The organism is Paenibacillus sp. FW104-T2, assembly GCF_058789975.1.
Window position 1 is genome coordinate 283,538 of the sequence record NZ_JBYTCE010000005.1, and the last position, 21,338, is coordinate 304,875.

19 protein-coding genes are annotated in these 21,338 nt (G+C 47.8%); 3 read left to right on the top strand and 16 right to left on the bottom strand.

The annotated features are described in order from the left end of the window. Positions 1-115: 115 nt before the first annotated feature. The 3 genes from AC3WQ3_RS09140 to AC3WQ3_RS09150 form a co-directional block, all read right to left on the bottom strand. Entirely contained in the window at positions 116-844 is a 729-nt protein-coding gene (locus AC3WQ3_RS09140) for a Cthe_2314 family HEPN domain-containing protein (protein ID WP_492472031.1), read from the bottom strand. A 209-nt stretch (positions 845-1,053) separates the two neighbouring features. After that, a complete protein-coding gene (locus AC3WQ3_RS09145; RefSeq protein WP_336783059.1) occupies positions 1,054-1,992 on the bottom strand; it encodes a COX15/CtaA family protein in 939 nt (312 codons plus the stop codon). 289 nt (positions 1,993-2,281) lie between these two features. Then, complete coding sequence (locus tag AC3WQ3_RS09150) at positions 2,282-2,626, bottom strand: thioredoxin family protein (protein ID WP_095292122.1); 345 nt, start codon at positions 2,624-2,626, stop codon at positions 2,282-2,284. A 118-nt stretch (positions 2,627-2,744) separates the two neighbouring features. On the opposite strand from AC3WQ3_RS09150, the gene AC3WQ3_RS09155 reads away from it, so the two are divergent. Beyond that, positions 2,745-4,016, top strand: coding sequence for a DUF2515 family protein (locus tag AC3WQ3_RS09155; protein WP_492472032.1), 1,272 nt, complete (start codon positions 2,745-2,747; stop codon positions 4,014-4,016). A 128-nt stretch (positions 4,017-4,144) separates the two neighbouring features. Here the strand turns inward: AC3WQ3_RS09155 and AC3WQ3_RS09160 are convergent, their stop codons facing one another. The 11 genes from AC3WQ3_RS09160 to AC3WQ3_RS09210 form a co-directional block, all read right to left on the bottom strand. After that, positions 4,145-5,773, bottom strand: coding sequence for a putative polysaccharide biosynthesis protein (locus tag AC3WQ3_RS09160; protein WP_492472033.1), 1,629 nt, complete (start codon positions 5,771-5,773; stop codon positions 4,145-4,147). 60 nt (positions 5,774-5,833) lie between these two features. Beyond that, positions 5,834-6,325, bottom strand: coding sequence for a DUF456 domain-containing protein (locus AC3WQ3_RS09165; protein WP_488168294.1), 492 nt, complete (start codon positions 6,323-6,325; stop codon positions 5,834-5,836). A 3-nt stretch (positions 6,326-6,328) separates the two neighbouring features. Continuing rightward, the gene (locus tag AC3WQ3_RS09170; RefSeq protein ID WP_336783066.1) at positions 6,329-7,078 is read right to left on the bottom strand and encodes a Cof-type HAD-IIB family hydrolase; all 750 of its coding nucleotides are present in this window, start codon (positions 7,076-7,078) and stop codon (positions 6,329-6,331) included. 307 nt (positions 7,079-7,385) lie between these two features. After that, positions 7,386-8,258 carry a metal ABC transporter permease gene (locus AC3WQ3_RS09175; RefSeq protein ID WP_153979903.1) on the bottom strand — a complete coding sequence of 291 codons (873 nt, stop codon included), beginning with the start codon at positions 8,256-8,258 and terminating at the stop codon, positions 7,386-7,388. Next, entirely contained in the window at positions 8,258-9,217 is a 960-nt protein-coding gene (locus AC3WQ3_RS09180) for an iron chelate uptake ABC transporter family permease subunit (protein ID WP_154896420.1), read from the bottom strand. The genes AC3WQ3_RS09175 and AC3WQ3_RS09180 overlap by 1 nt, the downstream gene beginning before the upstream one ends. 2 nt (positions 9,218-9,219) lie before the next feature. Then, positions 9,220-10,014, bottom strand: coding sequence for a metal ABC transporter ATP-binding protein (locus tag AC3WQ3_RS09185; protein WP_492472062.1), 795 nt, complete (start codon positions 10,012-10,014; stop codon positions 9,220-9,222). A gap of 57 nt (positions 10,015-10,071) precedes the next feature. Beyond that, positions 10,072-11,019 (bottom strand): metal ABC transporter solute-binding protein, Zn/Mn family, encoded by a 948-nt coding sequence (locus AC3WQ3_RS09190; RefSeq protein ID WP_492472064.1) that lies wholly within the window; start codon positions 11,017-11,019, stop codon positions 10,072-10,074. Positions 11,020-11,294: 275 nt separating this feature from the next. Next, the gene (locus tag AC3WQ3_RS09195; protein WP_492472035.1) at positions 11,295-13,271 is read right to left on the bottom strand and encodes a peptidoglycan D,D-transpeptidase FtsI family protein; all 1,977 of its coding nucleotides are present in this window, start codon (positions 13,269-13,271) and stop codon (positions 11,295-11,297) included. Positions 13,272-13,580: 309 nt separating this feature from the next. Then, positions 13,581-15,614, bottom strand: coding sequence for a peptidoglycan D,D-transpeptidase FtsI family protein (locus AC3WQ3_RS09200; protein WP_492472037.1), 2,034 nt, complete (start codon positions 15,612-15,614; stop codon positions 13,581-13,583). A 106-nt stretch (positions 15,615-15,720) separates the two neighbouring features. Further along, complete coding sequence (locus tag AC3WQ3_RS09205; RefSeq protein WP_336783071.1) at positions 15,721-16,869, bottom strand: transglutaminase domain-containing protein; 1,149 nt, start codon at positions 16,867-16,869, stop codon at positions 15,721-15,723. An 18-nt stretch (positions 16,870-16,887) separates the two neighbouring features. Beyond that, positions 16,888-17,343, bottom strand: coding sequence for an ATPase (locus tag AC3WQ3_RS09210; protein WP_336783073.1), 456 nt, complete (start codon positions 17,341-17,343; stop codon positions 16,888-16,890). A gap of 217 nt (positions 17,344-17,560) precedes the next feature. Here AC3WQ3_RS09210 and AC3WQ3_RS09215 point away from each other — a divergent pair, with 217 nt between their 5' ends. Both AC3WQ3_RS09215 and AC3WQ3_RS09220 read left to right on the top strand, forming a co-directional pair. Beyond that, positions 17,561-18,742, top strand: coding sequence for an MFS transporter (locus AC3WQ3_RS09215; RefSeq protein WP_193724214.1), 1,182 nt, complete (start codon positions 17,561-17,563; stop codon positions 18,740-18,742). 165 nt (positions 18,743-18,907) lie between these two features. Next, on the top strand, positions 18,908-19,255 hold the full coding sequence (locus AC3WQ3_RS09220; RefSeq protein ID WP_095292165.1) for a toprim domain-containing protein: 348 nt from the start codon (positions 18,908-18,910) through the stop codon (positions 19,253-19,255). A gap of 100 nt (positions 19,256-19,355) precedes the next feature. On the opposite strand, the gene AC3WQ3_RS09225 is transcribed toward AC3WQ3_RS09220, so the two are convergent. Next, positions 19,356-19,967 (bottom strand): SCO family protein, encoded by a 612-nt coding sequence (locus AC3WQ3_RS09225; RefSeq protein ID WP_095361390.1) that lies wholly within the window; start codon positions 19,965-19,967, stop codon positions 19,356-19,358. Between the two features lie 238 nt (positions 19,968-20,205). Continuing rightward, positions 20,206-21,135: a heme o synthase gene (gene cyoE, locus AC3WQ3_RS09230; protein WP_193724213.1), complete on the bottom strand. Its 930-nt coding sequence runs from the start codon at positions 21,133-21,135 to the stop codon at positions 20,206-20,208. Positions 21,136-21,338: the final 203 nt, after the last annotated feature.

Genomic DNA, 21,338 nt, shown 5'->3' on the forward strand with positions numbered 1-21,338 from the left:
TTTATAAGTTCAGTGGTAAAATGTAAATGGTATGCATGTTAATGTCATGTAACGCTTAATTAGAAACTCAGTATAATCCAAGTATTCCGCTTTGTCAAAGGTAAATATTACACAATTATTTTGCCAGTTCTGACATGCCCTGCTTGTGCCACATTTTATTGATGTAACCATAAGCCGCTTTTAGCGTTTCGCAAACCATATCCACGCCCTGACACAATTCCTCCAGGTGCTGATCTAGATCTTCAAGCTTCACTTTCCCCTGCAACGTTTGATGAAGCTGCCACAGATCATCCTGCATCTCGGAATTCATGTAGTGAATCTCCATATTCCGACGTTTGCGCAGTTTACTCATCGGTTCCCGGTATGCATCCTTAATTTTAATTAATTCAACAGCAAGATCATTATGCATTTTCGAATACCCAAACTGTCTCATCACGGTAAAATACGAAAAATGGGATTTCACCTTGGATGTGTTCAGATTAAATATTTCATTTAGTACCGTGCCTGTCTTATCTAGAATCGCAAAACAACGAATAAACCCATCCTTGTAGAAGTAAACATATCGGGCGTACTCGGCCTTCTCCTCAATGGTCATATCATCGGTGGAGCCAGCCCTGACCCTCTGGCGGAAGTGGGAAGCAGCGAAGCAGGCCTGCTCCAGCTCGTCCAGTGAAGAAATTAATCCCTGCGTCCATACGTACAGTTTGCGATAATCGTGAGTCGGGTCCTGATTCAAATCCAGCTGTCGTTGTAAAAGTCCGAGTGTCTCCACCATGGACTCGATCGCTTCTTCCAATACGCCCTCATTCTGACGCGGCAATTCACCCAGCAACGTTCGCAGCATATACAGCCTCCTCTTTCCACTCTGCTGATCAATAAGATGATTTATAATATTAAACCTAATCGGAATCAGAGTAAACGTGTGGTCGCTGCAAACTTAGGGTGCCCTGACCCGCCTGACATCAAACAAAGTCCACCTGTCCAATGATGTGCATCATTGGATGATGGACTTGGCAATTTGGAGACCAGAACGACTGGCTTTCGAATGAAATTCTAGAACCGATCAGCCGGCCGATGAAGCTTGTACACCAGGAAACTCATATAGGTTAATATCCCGAACAATATGGCGATATCAAGCATATGAGCCAGAGCCACGAACATGTACACTTCCGGACGGCTGATGGTAAGCATCATGCCAAAACCGATCAGGACTTGGAGCAGAATGAGCACCACAGATACGACGCCCAATGCCCGAAGTTCCGTGTTATCCGGATGTTTACGATATGCATAATGCCCCAGGATCGCAATCACAATAACAAGCGAAGCAGCAGCTACACGGTGAGCAAACGCTACGGCCACGCCACCAGACAGTTCAGGTATAATCTGTCCGTTACAGAGCGGGAACCCTGAGCAGCCCCCAGCTGAGTCGGTATGACTTACAAAGGCCCCTGTGTATACCACAAGATACGTGTAGACGGTTGAGAACCATACCAGGTTGCGGAAATTTTTGCTGACCCGCGGGTATTTGTTTAACCTTTCGAGACCACCATGACGAGCCTCCTGCCTAATACCGAGTGCCATCATCAGGGAACTGGCAAAGGCAATCAGGGCAAAACCAAAGTGCAGCGCCATGACCGCCGATGATTGGGAGAAGACGACGGCAAAAGCCCCCATAATCCCCTGGATAATGACAAAGATCAACGTTAAGAATGAAAACAACTGCAGATCACGACGTGATTTGCCATATCGTAGAAATGCAACAAAAGAGGCAATGGAAAGCAATCCAGCCAATGCGCTTACCGCGCGATGCGAATATTCAATCAGTGAGGCTACAGTATGTGCAGGAACGAGTTTACCGTTACATAAAGGCCACTCCGTGCCGCACCCCAGTCCGGATTCCGTCTTGGTAACAACCCCACCGCCGAACGTAGCCAGGAACATAACAAGACAAGTTAATACGGTTAACCATTTAAACAAGGTTAAGTGCTTCAATTTTTTCTCACCTGCTGTTGGTTTAAGATGGCGAAGAACGATCTCTCCGCTTGTTTCGATACTTTGACACTTATTTCACAACTAAATACATTATACCGGATAAAAGTGTCATTGACGCCTCGCTTTGTGACAAAATGTTAACGTCTGTCGACAAAATGACCAACAAGTCATCTCCTTATATGTACCTTTGTATTGTCCCCCCAAAAAGCAAAAATAAAAACGCCATTTCCCCTTTTCAAGAGGAACGGCGCCAATTAGAATTCACAGACGAATTCGCCCGTGCCTTCCTTTATTTATGAATCGTATTGTACACTTCAACCGCACGCTGCAAAAATTGCTCTATCTCTTCTCTCGACTTGCGAAGTTTGTTCACGTAGCGAACAAGTTCGCGACCATCGGTGTATGCAACAAAGCTTGGAATACCCAAAATATTTTGTTCCTCACTAACGGTGCCCACCTGATCCACATCGACCTCAATCAGTGTCAAATCGCGAGCAAATTTTTCCTCGACCTCAGGCATAAACGGATCAATGTACTTGCAGTCTCCGCACCAATCCGCCTTAAATACCGCTACGGTAAGCCGAGGAGATTGAATGGCCACATCAAACGCAGGTTTGGATGTAATCTGTTCCATGACAACATCTTCCTTTCTGTACCTTGTCTTATCCTTAGTGAAGCAAATTGCCGAGTGGAAGTCAAATATTCAGCACATACTTATTTTAAAACCAACCCTGATGAAAGGATGACAGGCGATGACTTCCACCCGAAACGATGCTGTATCCCCTGATTCGCTCTTTCGTATTGTTCGTTCCATTCCTGGAGCCGCCAGAGAAGTATGGCGTGGTAAACAGGCCGCTTGGAAGGCTTCAGCGCAGCTTCGTCATCCTTCACGAGATTTGGCTTGGGAAGCTGAAATGGCTGAGACGCTAAAGGGGGAAATAGAACGTCTGTTACCCGGTACGGAGACGGCTTCTGCCCGCCATGCCAAAAGCGCCCCATTATGTGAAGAGGATTGCATCATTCTGGAAGAAATCAAAACGCTAACGGTGGAAAATAATCGAAGCAATATCACACGTACAGCAGCCTATTTGGCATGTTATGACCAATATCCCGAACTGCATTGGGCCCTGCTTGCCCACATGGTTTCCCGCAATGGTGGTTATCATATGACCGATCTGCAGAGCAACCTTATGCATAATCTGCAAAACCAGACGGATCGGGAACATATGTATCGGTTGCTTGAGCGCTGTAATGCACTCATTTTCCAGGATGCCTATCCTCAGCTTCTGCTCTACATGAACAGCAGGCGAATCGGGCGAAGCTGCTTCCACCTGCTATCCCATTTTCACGTATCGGCGTTCATGACACCCATCTGGGAGCGGTTCTGGTTGGAACGGTGCAGTTCCCTGCTTAGTGTAGCATTAATTATTAACGAGCAGAATTATATTGAGAGCCGGGTCGTACAGCATCCTTATTTTCAAAAGGAAGTATTGTCCAAGCCCACATTTCATTTGCATAATCTCGCCGGGCTGAATCATATCGTGTTTCCACTCGGACGTGGAAAAGGGCTCGCTGGCAGAGTTATCGAACATTTTGGCAAGCTGGACGAGCGGATCATGTTTGGCAAAGGTTTATACGCCATGTTATTTGGCATCGAACAGGTGTACACACAGGTGCTGGAGTTCGCACGTTCCGTTCCCCACAGAGGCTCACGTGCCGAATATTGGCCGGGTCTATTCACAACGAGCTTGGAGGGCGCAGCAGATTCGAAACTCTATACTCAGGAACTGCTGGAATACGAATGGATGCCAGAAGATGGGCGATTATACAGTCCAGAGCTGCTCGCCGTATGGAAAGACACGCCGTATGAACCGATCACAAGACAGGACTGGCTGCAAAATCGGGATAGTCTTGGACACCTCAGTGCACCGCGTCGTCCCTGGTTATTTGAAATGAGCCATGAACACCGATATGGGATGCTCAAAACAGCCCTTGCCCATGATGCCAAGACATTGCTGCATTAAGTGACCTAGAGTAAGTTTTCTCGAATCGGCTGTCAGCAGTTCATCTTGTACGATTTCAAAAAAAAAGCCCTGTCCGCTTAAGCAGCAGACAGAGCTTGTACTTATTTATTTAAAAGTTTGGCATCAACCTATGCCCGCTGACCCGTACCACGCTGAAGACGCATGAGCGGCCGCAGTACCTTTTGCAAAATACGTGGGTAGCTGCCAAGTTCATCTCTGCGCAATACGCGAAGAATGACAAGCATGACCAGATATACGACCACAACGAGCGCACCGACAACCAGGCAGGTCATGAGGAAGGATACACGTGCTGGCAGGAATAAACCAAAGAGCCAATTGCCAGCCCAGTTTGCACCGAAACCAATACCTGCAGCAAGCAGGACAGTTACCACGAAACCAGCCCAGCGATCACCCATGATTGAGAAGGTTACGATTTTTCTCAGTACTCGCAGGTTCAGATACGTAATCACCAGGAAACATAATGCTGTTGCAATAATGATCCCATAGATGCCGAATATCGGAGCCAGGATTAAACTTGCTACCAATTTAACGATAATCCCTGCAGCTACACTGATCATTGTAATCCGCGGTTTACCAACTCCAAGCAGAATGGAGTTTGTCGTCATCATCGTAATTTGGAAAATGGTACCGAAGATCAGCAAGGTAATGATGGGAGTCCCATCTGGTGTACTGAACAGTAATCCATTTACCGAATAGGCTGCCGCACAAAGGGCAATGACGATCGGCATCCCTGTCAAAATCGAAATGCGCATGGCCAGCGTAATTTGATTCTGGAGATGGGCTTCATCTTTGCGTGCAAAGGCTGCCGAAATGACAGGTACAAGCGATTGGCTAAGCGCAATGGCCAGAATTGGCGGGATTCCCGCAATACTTTGCGCCTTCGCACCGAGGATCGCCAGCACTCCTGTTGCCTCTTCCAAACCAATACGACCGCTGAGCAGCGGGACCACAAGCGATGAATCGATAAAGTTAATCGCCGGAACCGCAAGGGACGATAACACAATGGGAATCGACAGTTTGAAGATATCACTGTATATCCCTCGCATTGGCAGCTGCTCTGCACGAACAACCTCCAGCCCAACTGAACGATCACTACGGCGCAGCTTCAAGGTGAAGTAGAGCATGACGGCAAAGGCACCGATACTCCCGAGCACCCCACCGAATGAAGCTCCTGCAGCAATCGTTCTGTCATCATAATTCCATTGCAGCATGACATATGCCACGATAATGGCTGTACCTACCCGGGCGAACTGCTCTACGATCTGAGATATACCGCCTGCCGTCATATTGCCGCGTCCCTGGAAGTAACCACGCATCATGGCAATGGCCGGGAAGAGCAGCAGCGCCGGAGCAAGGGCCCGAATTGCACTAACAGCTTCCGGTACCTTGGATACATATGTTGCATAATAAGGCGCTGCAAACCACAGTAAGGCTGACATGACAACCCCGGCTACCGCAGCAAAGATCAAGGCAGCCTTATAAATTTGCTGTGCTTCTCCCGCGCGCCCCAGCGCGTAGCGTTCAGACACCATCTTGCTGAGCGTGCTGGGAATTCCCGCCGTTGCGACGGTTAACAGCATTAAGTATACCGTATTGGAGATGGTAAACGATGCGTTACCGATATCGCCAAGGATATGCTCCAGCGGTACCCGCTGCACAAGACCAAGTACTCTGGCAATGAGTGCGGCGGCCGCCAGGATGAGCGTACCCTTAATGAATGTTTCCTTCTTAGACAAACTAATTCCCCTTCTTTCCCCCACACGGACGTGCATCTGGTTGAAGCCCATCCCGAACGTCTATGCGAATCTTGCTACCCAGATAATAAACAGAACAATCATGACGATTTGCAAAATAATTTTCATTACCGTACTGGTGAACAGACCAACGACGGAACCGAATCCAACCTTTGTAGCCTTGGAAGGTGATGATCCGCCGATTAATTCCCCGATAAATGCACCGATAAACGGTCCCAGTACCAACCCGAATGCGGGGATGACAAATGGACCAATAATGACACCAATCGTACTCAGGGTTGTAGATAGCTTGGAGCCTCCGAACTTCTTGACCCCCCATGCACTAACCACATAATCCGCTACGAACAGGACCACCACGATTAGAATCTGGAAAATCCAGAACCATACACCAAACGGATCGAAACTGAAGAACCAGCCATAGACCAGAAACGCGAAAAAGATCGCTATAGCTCCAGGCAGTATCGGGTATACCGTTCCGGCCATTCCCACTGCAAACAAAAGCACAATTAAAATCCAGCCAACGGTTGCAAGCAAAGGTTATTCCCCCTTCAAAATGTGTTCTCGAATGACTTCCACAATTCCATCTTCATTGTTGCTCGCCACAATCAGATCAGCGGCTTCCTTCACTTGGTCCTGTGCGTTCCCCATGGCAACACCCAGACCTACCGCCTCGATTACGGCCAGATCGTTCAGGCTGTCTCCCACTGCCACGACTTCGGACATTTCTATGCCCAGCAGTTTGCAGACTTCAGCCACGCCACTCGCTTTTGATATGCCAGCCGGGTTAATCTCGATATTAACAGGTGAGGAATTCGTCATTTGAAGGCCTCCCAGCTGCTGCAGTTCCATCATGATCTGATGACGAACTTCATCATCTTCCGTATTGAAACCAAACTTCAGCCATTCGAGATCTTCAATATTTTCTGTCCAACGCTCACGGTTGAACAGCTCCTCTACGGAATATGCCCAGTACCAGCTGTTATATTTCTCGCCAATCTCCTGCATGGTACGGATTAAAGCCGGGTCCATCAGATGACGAATGTGCAGGTCATGTGGAGCTTTCCAGACTTCACTTCCATTCACCGTGACCATTGGCGTTTCCAGTCCAAGCTGTACAGCGTAAGGCATTGCATGGAATACGGCTCTTCCTGTGGACAGGCACACATGCACCCCGCGCCGGATGGCGATCTGTATCCACTTGGTGGTTTCCTGGGTAATTTCATGGTTATCGTTGAGCAATGTCCCGTCCATATCCAGCGCCAGCAATTTGTATTTAAGTTCACTCATGCAGTATTCCTCCTCGGTTGTCTCTCTACTTCTCTCTATCCAACTATTCTCTCACAAAAAGACCGCCCGGTATCCGCAGGAGGCGGACGCTCCGGACGTCACAGCTAACGACATTTTACCACAGATCATCCAGATGCAACAAAATAACGGTCAATCCAAATAACGATATGAAGGAAGACAAGATCATATGCACTTATCTGCTGGGGCAGATCGAGGGAAATCCTCATCTCTATGGATGTCATACCCGATATCACACCTCCCAAACAGCAAAAACCGCCTGCGTATGCAGACGGTTGTTATCTAGTTCTTATCTTGTCGCAAATTTACGACGAGCGTAGCGGAGGATAATGCCGTGTTTCGGAGACAGCAGGAGTGCCAAAACAAACAGAATTCCAGCTACTGCCACCATGCAGCCTGCAATGGAAGCATCCAATGCATATGCCATCATATATCCCCCAACAGAGGAAGCAGCCCCCACCAGTACGCTGTACAAAATCATTTTTCCCAATCGATCCGTGAGCAGATAAGCTGTCGCCGCGGGTACAATCAACATGCCCACCACGAGGATGGACCCCACACTTTCAAAGGAAGCCACGGACGTCATGGATACAAGCCCCATGAGCAGGTAATGGAACAACACGACCGGTATACCGCAGGCAGCTGCCAGCGCCGGATCGAAGGCACACAGTTTGAACTGTTTATAGAACAGTCCGATAACAATCAGGATGACCAGAAGCGTAATACCCAGCATCCAGACAGCCCTTGGCCCGACATCCGTACCCCCAAGTGTTAACGTATCCCACTGAACGTAGGCAATCTCACCAAAGAGCACACAGTCCAGGTCCAGATCAATATGCTGGGCATTTAGACTGATCAGAATAACACCAACGGCAAACAGTGCCGTAAATACAATGCCAATGGACGCATCGGAAGACAGTCCTCCGGCCTGCAGGCTTTGAATGAAGAATACCGTTAATAGACCGAAAATAGTGGCTCCAAGCAGCATCCATAAGGAATCCCTGGAACCGCTCCATAGAAAAGCAATCGCAATCCCGGGAAGCACAGCATGGCTGATGGCATCCCCAACCAATGCCATTCGCCGCAAGATAAGGAAACATCCGAGAATGGCGCATGCGGACGAAACAAGTACAGCCGTTAATATGATCCAAAATGTAGCCATTACAGCTCACCCCGTTCCTGCTGTGTTCCTTGGGCGGAAAGTGTCTGAAGCGTAGCACGCTCTTCTCGAAGATAAGCCGATTTGGCCTGCATGCTTCGCAAACGGCGAGCCAGTAACCCCCGACGCGGAGCAAGCAGCGCCGAGCCGGCAAACAATACCGTAGCCGCAAGGACCGTCACGGGTCCTGTCGGCAGATTAGGAACGAGCGTGCTGAAGATGGTGCCCGTGGCACCACTCAGAGCACCAAATATGCCTGCGAGCAGCACCATAAGTGCAAGTGAATCCGTCCAGCAGCGCGCTGCTGCCGCAGGAGTCACAAGCAAGGCAGCGACAAGTACGACTCCTACCGCCTGAATTCCTGCTACAACCGCGATGACTGTCAGCAGCAAGATCAGCTGTTCCAGCATCGCTACAGGCAGCCCCATGCCCCGGGCGAATCCGGGATCAAAGCTAACAAGCTTGAATTCCTTGAACCAGACCAGACAGGCAATGAGTAAAACGAGACAGACACCGCCCATGACGTATACATCGGTCATCACCATGGAGGCCGCCTGACCAAACAAATATTTATCAAGCCCGCTTTGGCTTCCGCTGGCCCCATGCTGGATGCGGGTCAGCATGACTACACCGATGCCGAAGAATACCGTCAGCACAATCCCCATCGCTGCATCCTGCTTAATCCGTGAATACCGGGTGATCCATGATATCCCGAAGGTCGCAATGATTCCTGCAGCGAGTGCACCAAATAGAAAGAGACCTACGGACTTGGTTTCCGTCAACATAAAAGCAATACAGATCCCTGGCAATGCCGCATGTGCCAGTGTATCACCCATCAGACTCTGGCGGCGCAAAAAAGTAAATGAGCCAATAATGCCACTGCTGAACCCGAGCAACAAACAGCCAAGCAAAATCCAGCGTGTGTTGGGGTCCGACAGAATGGAAAGGATCCAGTTCCCCATTACTACACCTGGCCCTTCTCCGTCCGGCTTCCGATCATCGCAATCCGGCCTCCGTAAGTTTCCTGCAGCGTATCCGGTACAAACACTTCGCTTGTCGGCCCGCCTGCAACCAGTCGCCCATTGAGCAGCAGTACATGGTCGAAATATTCCTCCACCGTCGCAAGATCGTGATGAACTACGAGTACCGTCTTTCCTTGCTTTTTCAACTGTTCCAAAAGGGAAATGATGGCCTTTTCCGTTGTGGCATCCACGCCTGCAAACGGTTCATCCATGAAATACAGATCCGCATCCTGAACCAGTGCACGAGCCAAAAAGACTCGCTGCTGCTGTCCGCCGGACAGCTGGCTAATCTGGCGATGCATATAGTCGCCCATACCCACTTGCTCAAGGCAGTGTGCAGCCAGATCCCGTTCCTTCTTGCCTGGACGACGGAACCAGCCCAGGTGACCGTACCTGCCCATCATCACCACATCCAGTGCATGGGTTGGGAAATCCCAATCGACCGACTCCCGCTGGGGAACGTAGCCGATCCGTCGCCGCTGTTCACGGTAGGACTGACCAAATATCCGCACCTCACCGTGCATTTTAGGTACCAGTCCGAGTACAGCCTTGATCAGGGTAGACTTCCCGGCCCCGTTTGGACCGAGAATGCCGATGAGCTGTCCTTCAGGTATATCAAAGGAAACCCCGCTGAGGACTGGCTTTTTATGATAGGCCACAGCCAAATCCCGAACACTAAGAGGAGCCGTTGTAGGCTGCGTACCCTGCAATTCATTCGGATTCCTGGATGTAATCATGTTCTCAGATAACGTTGTCTTGCTCATGCTGTTTCCACTCCTCTCTGGATAAAATCATTATTTCAACGCCTCTACAATCGTCTCGGTATTGTGACGAATCATGCCAATGTAAGTACCTTCTTCTGTTCCTTCAGCACCCATGGCATCCGAGAACAGTTCGCCGCCAATGCTAACCGTATGTCCTTTTTCGGCAGCTCCGGCAATAATGGCTTCCATCGCTTTGGCTGGCACACTCGATTCCACAAATACCGCCTTAATATTGTTATCCACGAGGTAATCCCGCAGTTCACTGACATCCTTTGCACCATATTCGGCTGCTGTACTGATACCCTGAAGTCCCATCACTTTCATGCCGTAGGCCTCACCAAAATAGCCAAAAGCGTCGTGTGCGGTAACGAGTACCCGGCTTGCTTCAGGGATCTCCTGAATTTTTGTGCGCACTTCGTTATCCAGCTCCTCAAGCTTTGCCAAGTACGCTTCGGCTTGAGCCTGATATGCCTCAGCATGATCCGGATCTGCCTCCACAAGTGTATCGCGCACGGCTTCTGCCGCATGCATCCAGTGGCTCACATCAAACCAGACATGTGGATCATATTCCGTACCTCCGGTTTCCTGACCCGAATGCAATTCATCTACCGGGATGCCGTCTGTTACGGCAGTTACTGTTTTGCTCTTGGACATCTTCTCCAAAATATCAGTCATTTTACCTTCCAGATGAAGCCCGTTATAAAAAATGACTTCGGCTTGCTCCAGCTTGCGGATATCCCCTTGCGAAGCCTTGTACAGATGGGGATCAACGCCTGGACCCATTAGCCCGGTAACGTCAACATATGCCCCTCCGATCTCACGTGCTACATCTGCAATCATGCCTGTAGTTGCTGTAATCTGCATCTTCCCTTCCGTGCTTCCCGTTTCGGCTGAGCTGGAACAAGCGGTCAAAACCACAATCAACACCAGGGCTGTCAGCGTCATGAATCCTCTTTGAATACTCCTCATTTTCACCATTAACAATTCCAACCTCTCCTTTCCCTCTCCTAACATAATTGTCCACATCTAATTTTGTTGTACAAGGTATTAAAATTTATACACGACTAATAATGTTTCCCTTGTGCAAATTTTAGCCGATGCAAAATAAAAAGGCAAGGGCTAATTTCCCTTGCCTGTCCGGTTGCGTATATCAGCCTTTTCACTGGCTTTTTTTGCAGAATATTGATATGGGATAACCCGTTGCACATGTGTTAATCTCCGTTACTTTGGTACCTCTCCTTAAAAATCTTGTTTTACTCTTTGTCCTTCTCCTGACCTTTTTTCCCTTTTGGCGTCCCGTCCAGACCGTACACCTCATCGTATGCATCGAAGATTTTGCGTGCAATTGGCGACGCACTAACAGACCCGAATCCGCCTTCCGGTACAACAACCGCGATGGCCAGTTTTGGATTCTCACGCGGTGCAAATGCGATAAACACACCGTTCTCCTTCTTATTCGGTCCGGTTCCCTGCTCGGACGTACCTGTTTTACGGGCATAGTCATAAGGGAATCCGTCAAACGAGCTTACTTTGGTGACCATGCCGCGGTGTACTTCATTCCAGTATGCATCCGCAAAATCAACTTCGTTTAAAACTTTAGGTTTGATTTTCGTAACGACATTGCCTTCTGCGTCACGAATTTCTTTCACCAAATGAGGCTCCATCCGTTTACCCTTATTGGCAAGCATCGTGGTATATTGTGCGAGCTGAAGTGTCGTGTACTTCGCTTGTTGACCAAACGAGGCAAACGCGAGCCGTGTCAAGGCGGATTCATGATCTTCGTTGTATTCAAGTGTACCCAAGTACTCACCTGGAAGATCCACGCCTGTAGAAACACCCAAGCCGAAGTCTTTCATGTATTCGTCCCAAACTTTGATTCCTTTTTCTGAGCCATATTTATTCAGCAAACGTTTGCCTACCATATCAATCATAAACGCATTGGAAGATTTCTCTATGGCGCGTCTTGCAGTAATATGACCATTATAAGCAGAGTGGGAGTTTCTCACCTGCCGTCCGTCTTTCCCCAGAATGGCGTATCCCTGATCGTGATAGGTCTGGCCTGCTGTAAACAAGCCTTCTTTCAGACCGATAAGTACACTAAGAGGCTTGATGACAGAACCTAGCAAAACCACGGATTCCGCATGCCTAGGCTTGGAATCATTCGGTGGGAAGGAAGCGATTGTCCCATTCCGATAGACGTATTTGATCTTCTCATAATCCCAATCATTCGGATCATAGTCCGGCATGCTGGCCATGGCCACAACATTTCCGGTATCCACTTCCATCGCCACTGCATACCCCGTAATGGCTTTGGGCAGCTTGCGCAGTTCATCTGTAATCGCTTGCTGAGCTGCCAGCTGAATTTCCTTGTTGATTGTGGAGACTAGGCTGTAGCCTTTCTCCGGCGGAGTCTGCATGATTGTTCCTTCAGGAAGATTACGTGCATTAATATCGATAGATTGATAGCCACTTCTTCCACGAAGTTCCTCCTGATATTGAAACTCCAGTCCACCTACTCCAACCATTTCTTGCTGAGTGTAGCGAAGACCCGGGTCCCTTTCCGTTGCCAGCGACTTACTAATTTCTTTATACTTATCTAAGTTATTTTGTTGACCCTTGAACTCTCTAGTGTAGCCAATGACCTGAACTGCAACCCGATCAGGGTCATACTTTCTCACATTTTCCTCCAGTACCATAGCCCCTGGATATTCAGCCTTTTTTTCCATGAAATAAGCGATTTCTTTCGTATTTAGATCGGATTTAACCAACCTTGGCGTATAACCGTGTGTCTTCTGGTAATCCAGATCGAGGCGTTTCATGATCTCCTCAGCATCCGGCTGTTCCTTGTCACCAGGGTTAAACTCCTTGAACACTGCAGCTAGATCATCTGCGAGTTTTTGAGCTTCTTCCTGCCGTGAACCGTTACTATAGTCCTCATACAACAATACGTACAGAGACTGCACGGGCTCGGAGTATGCTAAGGCCACCTTTCCCGTGGCATCATAGATCGGTCCACGCACAGGTGCCAGCGGAATGTCTTTTGTATTACGTGTCGTTTCCATATACGTCAATTCAGGTCCCTCGACAAACTGCACAAAGGCTAATCGAAAAATAAGAATACTGAAGATGACAAATGCAGCAAAAAAGAACAGGTTAATCCTTGCTGCAGACGGCTTGTTGACAGCTGTGTCTTCATCGGATGCTTTCTTGCTCCTCCATCGTTTAAACATGTATAAGCTCTCCGTTCTATATCAATAATGGTTAACAGTCTAAATTATTAATGTAAAGCTCAGATATTTTCCCTATATAAGTTTATCAAAGGTTGATTGACACGTCTTCCTAATTTTGGTTACATTTTCGTAAACTAGAGAGAGCCCCTTCTCCATTGTTGATCTGGAATATTGTGTATCGATTCATTCAATTGTTTAAACGTATTAACTCCCTATGAAGTTACAGGTATTATGTAAATGTCTGTCCCATTCTTAGCTCCATACACACAAAAAAAAGGACCCCAAAGGGCCCCTCTTTAACCATATAAATTACTGCGCTGCTGTTTCATCTGTTTCTTCTGTTTTATCTTTCTTCGGAACACCGTCCAAACCGAACTCCTCGTCATACGCATCGAAGATCGCACGTGCAACAGGAGCCGCACTGTTGGAACCGAAGCCCCCTTCCGGGATAACCACGGCTACAGCCAGTTTTGGATTTTCCCGCGGCGCATACGCGATAAATACCCCGTTGTCGACCAATTTTCCGCCGACTACCTGTGTAGAGGTTCCTGTTTTTCTGGCAAAGTCATAAGGGAATCCGCTAAATGCAGTAACCTCTGTAGCCATGCCTCGTTGTACCTCATTCCAATAAGCGTCATTGAAATCGACCGTACTTAGCACTTTTGGTTTCATTTTCTCTACGACATTCCCTTCGGAATCTCGGATCTCACTTACCAATTGCGGCTCCATTCGTTTACCCTTGTTGGCCAGCATCGTTGTATATTGGGCAAGCTGCATGGCCGTGTATTTCCCCTGTTGACCAAAAGAAGCATACACAAGACGAGTCAGAGAACTTTCCTGTTCATTCGTGTATTCTCTGTATCCCAGCCATTCGTTTGGCAGATCGATTCCAGTCGAAACACCGAGACCGAATTGCTTCATGTACTTATCCCATATATCGATCCCTCCGGCACCATATTGGGTGTACAACTTCTTACCGATTTCATCGATCATAAAAACGTTGGAAGAGTGACGAATCGCATCATGTGGAGTCAACGGACCGTATACGTGACCGGAAGAGTTCTGTACTCTGCGGTTATCCCCACCGAAAGTTGTAGACCCCCTGTCTGGATATACGGTATTCGTAGTGAAGAAACCTTCCTTTAGACCGATCAATACACTCAGAGGTTTGATCGTGGAACCAAGCAATACAACCGATTCAGCCCGTTTTTTGGAATCATCCGGAGGGAAGGAACGAATGGTACCATTTTGATAAACATATTTGATGTCATCATATTGTTCGTTCGTGATGCTTCCTGTTCTCCAGATGTTCGTATCGTAGTCCGGCATACTGGCGATCGACACAATTTTCCCAGTGTCCACTTCCATTGCTACCGCAAAACCTGTCTTGGCATTCGGGTGCAGTCTACCAGAAACCGGGTGTGTATGCAGCCAGCTCAGTTGATCCAGGATCGCCTGCTCTGTCTTCACCTGCACGTTTTTGTTGATGCTCGTAATCAGGTCATAGCCCTTCTCAGGTGGAGTAGACCCTGCAACGCCCTCAGGCAAATTCCGCAAATCCACATCCACGGAGTTATAACCGCTTTTGCCGCGCAGTATGTCCTGATACTGCAGCTCAAGACCGTCGAACCCGACAAACTCGTTTTCCGTGTATACCAGTCCCGGGTCCGTTTGTGTTTTGTTCGCTTCATCAACTTCTTCGTACTTGTCCAGTGTTTTGGAACTTTTAAACTTTTTCAAATATCCGATGGTCTGAACAGCCACCGTGTCCGGATCATAGTAACGCACACTTTCTTCAACAATCTGAATTCCCGTGAATTCATCCTTGTGCTGAAGGAAATAAGCCACTTCTTCCTCCGACAGATCGCTCTTGATAAGTCGTGGCATGAAGCCATTCGCCTTGCGGGAGTTGAGGTCCATCGCTTCAATGATCTGCTCAACGGTAAGGGACTCCGACTCCTTGGTTTTGTACTGTTCAAACACATCATGCAGCCTTGTTGCAATATCCTGAGCTTCCGGGAAGTTTGGACTTGGTTGTCCGTTTACATCACCATAGTTTTTATAAAGCGTCAGGTATAGAGACTGAATCGGCTTGGAATACGCCAGCTTCACCTCACCGGTTGAATCATAGATGGTTCCCCTCACCGGAGCGAGCGGCACATCCTTGGTAATGTTGCTGGCCTCTTCCTGACTGAGCTCAGGCCCTTCCACGAATTGAAGAAACGCCAGCCGTACGATAATAACGCTAAAAATAACAAAGGAAGCGAAGAAAAATACGTTCATCCGGTAACTGAAGCGCCGTTTGTCGGTAAGTTCATCCTTCTCTTTTGAATGATTGTTCATTCATCCTACCTCTTTCATGACTTGATGCATACCGCTCTTAGAAGTCCAGCCGCGGCATGATAACCTGGCAACGTCGTCATAATCCGGAACCCTGTCCGGTGTAATGTTATGCTGTCTGATCTTTCAGATGGGTATCGGCAAAATTCGGAGGATTGAACCAGTCACCGCTCACCGCCCATGTCGGATCAAGCGGAATCCAGCTCTGGGAATCACTCAAATAAATTTCATTCCATGCATGTGGGCCATACCCGCCCTGGCCGTTATATCCAAGACCCGTAACGACTTTAACATCCAGTCCTTGTGAACGGGCCATGACCGCATACAAACGTGCGTAATCAATGCATACCCCTTTACGCGTATCAAACGTGTTCTGCGGTGTCTGTTCATGCCATATGCCTTTTTGCTCATAATCATCCACTTTCCCGTAATCATATTGAATGCGGGAACCAACCCAATCATACAAGGCCCGTGCTTTCGCTTCATCCGTCGTGTGACCTTTCACAATCTCACTGGCTGCAGATTCAATATCTGCCGGAATATTGTGGTCAATGACCTCATACTTCCGCTGCAAAATTCCGCCCAGTTCCTTCTGAACCGCTTGGGTAAATACCGGCAGCTTGTCCTTGATCAGGTTACCGGATAACGGTTCAATAACGGACTTTGCTCCCTGCATGTAGATCGGCGAAGCCTCTACATATCGGCTGAACATGCTTCCGGGATACAGGCTGACAATCATAAAAAGAACGGCAATGACAATCATCCCGCGGGCAGATCCAATGACCGCTCCTATGATTGCACCCATGAAGCGGCTAATAATCCCCTTGGGACTGCTCTCTTGTTCTGCCGAATGATATCTCCTTCTGAAGAAAAGGGAAGAGAACAAGCCAAGAATCAAACGAATAAATCCATAGCTAAGCACAAACAACACGGCAAACCGCATCAATGGAAAATCAGCAATCGCCGTAACCAACGTATAATACATCTGCTCCCATCGGTTCAGATCCCGATTCGGCATGGCTGAAGCATGTGCAGACAACCACTGCTGCACATACGGCGCCAGCCAAAGGGTCAAACCAATGGACAGCAGAATGCCAATGACCGCCATAATGCCATCCATCAGGAATCCAAATAGTCTTCCTGCAGAACGCGAAGCCCCTCTGGACCATCCCTGAAGCAATGAAGCTGCCACAATCAATAACAGCATGATCGTGATGCCATTGAATTCCTTCAGGCTGTCCAGCCAACTCTGCAACACGTATTCATTCCCCCTTTGCTAAGAAGCTGGTACAGTTCCATTTCCTCTGGCCTGTTCGACAAACGTACGTATCGTTTCATTGTCGAGATTCCATTCGCCAAGTGAAATTCCGCGCAAGGTCACATTGACCTTGTTCGACCCGGCTGTCCCCTTAATTTCCACATTGGGACTCGTAATGGTAAATTGTCCATCCTGTCCTTTGGCGTAGGTCGCCTTGGAGGCTTCCTTCACCATGATATTGGTCGCTTCCTTTTTCAATGTGTCCATGGTGCTGGACTGCACATCCGAAACCGTCTCTTTAATCTGATCGATGGAGATGCCGCTGTATATCAACAGAGCCGCAATAATGATGATGGCAATCGCCCATTTCAATACGGTTTTGACCACATTCAGAACAAAGAACAAAATGATCAGTGCAACGACGATCACCAGCCAGTTCTGCATCACAAACTCTTTGATCACTTCTATGTTCATGATTACACCTTCCGTATTAGAGTTAAGAAATCACACTTCCCGAATATTATACATGATTTCCGAACCCGCTGTCAGCTAAGCACTCTCTCGTAAAAATAAAGGTCTAAGTTCGTCCAGATGAACGTACAAGTAGTACCATGAGGTTTTGCATGAAGAATCGGGAATACATTTTGACGACCTGGCATGAACATGTATCGTTTAACAAGGAGGGGCTTTTGTGAAAACGGCCATCTGGCTCTATCTATTTTTGTTTCTTGCTGTTTTTGACCTGCACGCCCAATATCCCATCCTGACCCCCTTTGCCATCTCGCTTGGAGCTGCACCCACCTTCATCGGGTGGATGATGGGAATCTACTCCTTGACTCATCTTCCCGGCAATTTAATTGCCGGCACACAAATCGATAAACACGGCAGTCGGCGTTATATCGTGTTTAGTCTGCTTGGAGCAGGTATTATTCTGCTGCTGCAAGCCCACATTCACACGCCATGGCAGCTGCTTGCGCTTCGTTCCATCAGCGGATTTGTGCTCGCTTTTCTGTCTCCGGCCTGTCTAGCCCTGCTTGCTCAGCTGTCGACCAACCCGGTCACTCAGGGCAAGTATATGTCCGGACATGGTGTCGTGCATACGCTGGCGTCTGTTGTATCTCCAGCTGCTGGAGCACTGATTGTTGGTGCTTTAGGATTCTCTGCTACATTTGCAAGTCTTGGATACCTGCTCATTCTGTCGGGTATGATCGCCTGGTTGTCCATGCCCAAGGGACTTGTCGATGTTCAGCGCGAGAAAGAAACCGTGCCTCCCAAACCTGCTAACCTCGGAGGAAATACGAATACCTTCATTCCTGTCTCCTGGCGTTATTTTGCATTGCCACTGGTCATTGCTTGTGCACAAGGGATTCTGTTTTTTGAATTGCCTCTTCGGGGCGGTGGACACTCGTCCATGATGTCTACAGGGTTATTGTTTTCGGTCATTAGTATCGGAGCACTCCTCACCCTCAGCATGCTGTTTCTTAATCGTTATTCGCCCAAGCTGCGTTTAACTGCAGGGGTCCTGCTGATGTCTCTCTGTTTCTTCACGCTGGCAGCCTTCCCGGACATCCCTCTCGCTGCTGTACTCTTTGTACTGGGCATGTCCAAAGGGATTACTTTTCCAGCTATGGCTACCCTGTTTATCCGTTTAAGCGGCGGAAGCAAGCTGGGACGTATTTTCTCACTACAGTCCATCGCTACCTCCATTGGATCCTTCATTGGGCCAATCGCCGCAGGTCAGCTGCGTGTAGGTGTCTCGCCGTATTTCATCGCGTTTATTCTATTAATGGTCGGCATTCTGCTCCTTCCTTACTTCACCAGCAGACGTGAGGCATCCCTGTCTTCAACCGATCCGAATAGCGTACTGGGATAAACGTAATCCATGATGTAAGTCCTTTTTTTATTAAAATGGCTTGTATTCACCTTTGCTTTGCATCATTCCCCCATTTACAGCTAAACTATATATAATCCAGTCGATTTTCGCTGCAACATTTCCCGGGGAATGTCGACACTAGCTCTCGAACAAGAGGTGAATATCATGCCTATTCATGTCATTGTGGAAGGTAAGAATGATCGCAGCAAGCTGAAACGTCTCGTTGGGCCGGAAATCAACATTTTATGTACATTCGGCACTCTCAATTCGCTCAAGCTGGAGTCCCTGCGCAAACAGGTTGGTTATGATGAAGTATATCTGTTTATGGATAATGACAGTTCGGGTAAAAAAATCAGAGGTGTGCTGCGAGACGCCTTCCCTGATGCAGTGCAGATGTATACCAGACGTGGTTATGCGGGTGTGGAAGGAACCCCTGATGAATACATCATTGCCCAGTTGGAGAAGGCAGGATTGGAAGAGTATATTCAATACCCCGAGTACCCGTCATTCTAAACGTAAAAAATTGCAAAAGGCTGCTTACCGGTTATTTTCCAACCGGCATGCAGCCTTTTTTTATGGATACTAACAGGATTCTAATATCATTTAGAACAGATTATTCATTGATCAGATTGCGGATATCCTCTGCGATGACTGCAGGCTCGACATCTTCTGTATTAAATGCATTATACACCTTGCGCAGCTGATTGTTCTGGTCTACGAGACCAATCATATTCATATGTGCAAAGTCATCCTTGCTCTCGCCTTCAATCAGAATCTGAAATGAATCCTTGGCGAGCTGCTTTGTTTTATCCATATCCCCTCGCAGGAAATACCACCCGTCATAATCCGCGTGGAAACGGTCCGCGAATTCCTTAATTTTCTCCTTGGTATCAACTTCCGGATCAAATGAAATCGAAACAAAGGATGCATCCTTGCCGAATGTGCCATCTTCCTTCAACAAATCCTGCACCTGGGACAACGTAAACGTCGTAATTGGGCATACATCAGGACAACTGGTGAAATAGAAATAGAACAGCCGCACCTTGCCTTTGGTATCATCGAGCGAAACGGTTGTCCCATCCACATTTTCCATGGAAAAGGATTGGATCTCCCGAATCTCGGGTAATTTCTCCTTGCTGGCAAAGACGGTGCCCCACATGAGGTATACAGCCATAATCAGTGCGAGACCCAGCAGCATCCAGGTCCATTTGTACTTTTTCAGCATCATCCTCGTCCTTTCTCTGTACTTTCGATATGAATGCGCATACATATCTTACTTTGAATTACATGGCTATCGTTTCTTGCCCGGGATGTCACCTTATGAAGAAATAAGTAACTTCTTTTGCTTGAAATTGCATATGTATACGAAGAACCCCACTCTGGATGGGACCCTTCCTTATTGTAACCGTTCTTGATGCAGATGCCCAAGCATTTATTTTGCACCTTCACCTTAATCCATCCCATTATTTATGAACCGTATCCAGAATCATCAGTATGAAGCTCAGGGACAGATAATTAATGGAATAAAGAAACACCTTTTTGGCCCAGGCGTCCGTATCCTGCGCACGAAATCCTTTGAGTGCATAATATAGCCACAGTACAGATAGCACCAGTGACACCGTCAGATAAAAAATACCGGCATACCCGTATGCATACATTAGAATAGGAACAAAAATCTGCAGCACCAGATAAGGAATCATTTGAATCTTGGTCCGTTCAATGCCCTTCACTACGGGCAGCAGCGGAAATCCACCGGCCCGATAATCCTCTACCCTGCGGATGGCGAGCGCCCAGAAATGCGGAGGCTGCCACAGGAACAACATGGCAAGAAGCAGCCATGCCCCCAGGTCCAAACGTCCCGTTACAGCGACATAGCCGATAACTGGCGGCATGGCACCTGACAAACCACCTATGGATGTGCTCCATGTTGAAGAACGTTTTAACCAAAGCGTATAAATAACAACATAGACAAACATGCCAAAAATGCCGCATAATCCGGCAAGTATACCCGAAAAAGCAAAAAGAACAGTTAAGCCTAGCACGCCTAAACTAATGGCATACGACAATACCACCTTCGGTGTTAGCCTTCCTGTCGGTAAGGAGCGGTTGCGGGTACGTTCCATTTTCAAATCAAGTTCACGATCAAAATAATTGTTAAATACGCAGGAAGAAGCCATAACAAGCGCAGTCCCAAGTAGGGTCAGCAGCATCTTTACCCAATTGATATCCCACTGGGATGCCAGCCAAAACCCTCCAAAAACAGCAATAAGATTGGTCCGAAGTATTCCCGGTTTGGTGATATGAATAAAGTCTTTCCACGATCCCGACTTGGTCGGAGGCGAGGTCAATGTTGCAGAATCGGAAGAAGCCTGGTATCCCAACTGATTGTCCACGCTTGATTAATCCCCCCTTAATTCTCGGTTTGGAGGTTTCTCTCTTTGTCTCCGATATAAAGTTTATCATAGGTAAATGGCCAAGAGTATGACAATGCTCGTACAAATGTTGGGTGAAATGAACTTCTTATGACATCTTTTTCGGGTTTTGGCTGTTTTGCTTCAAGACAGGCGGATAATATACACTATATATGGGTATCACC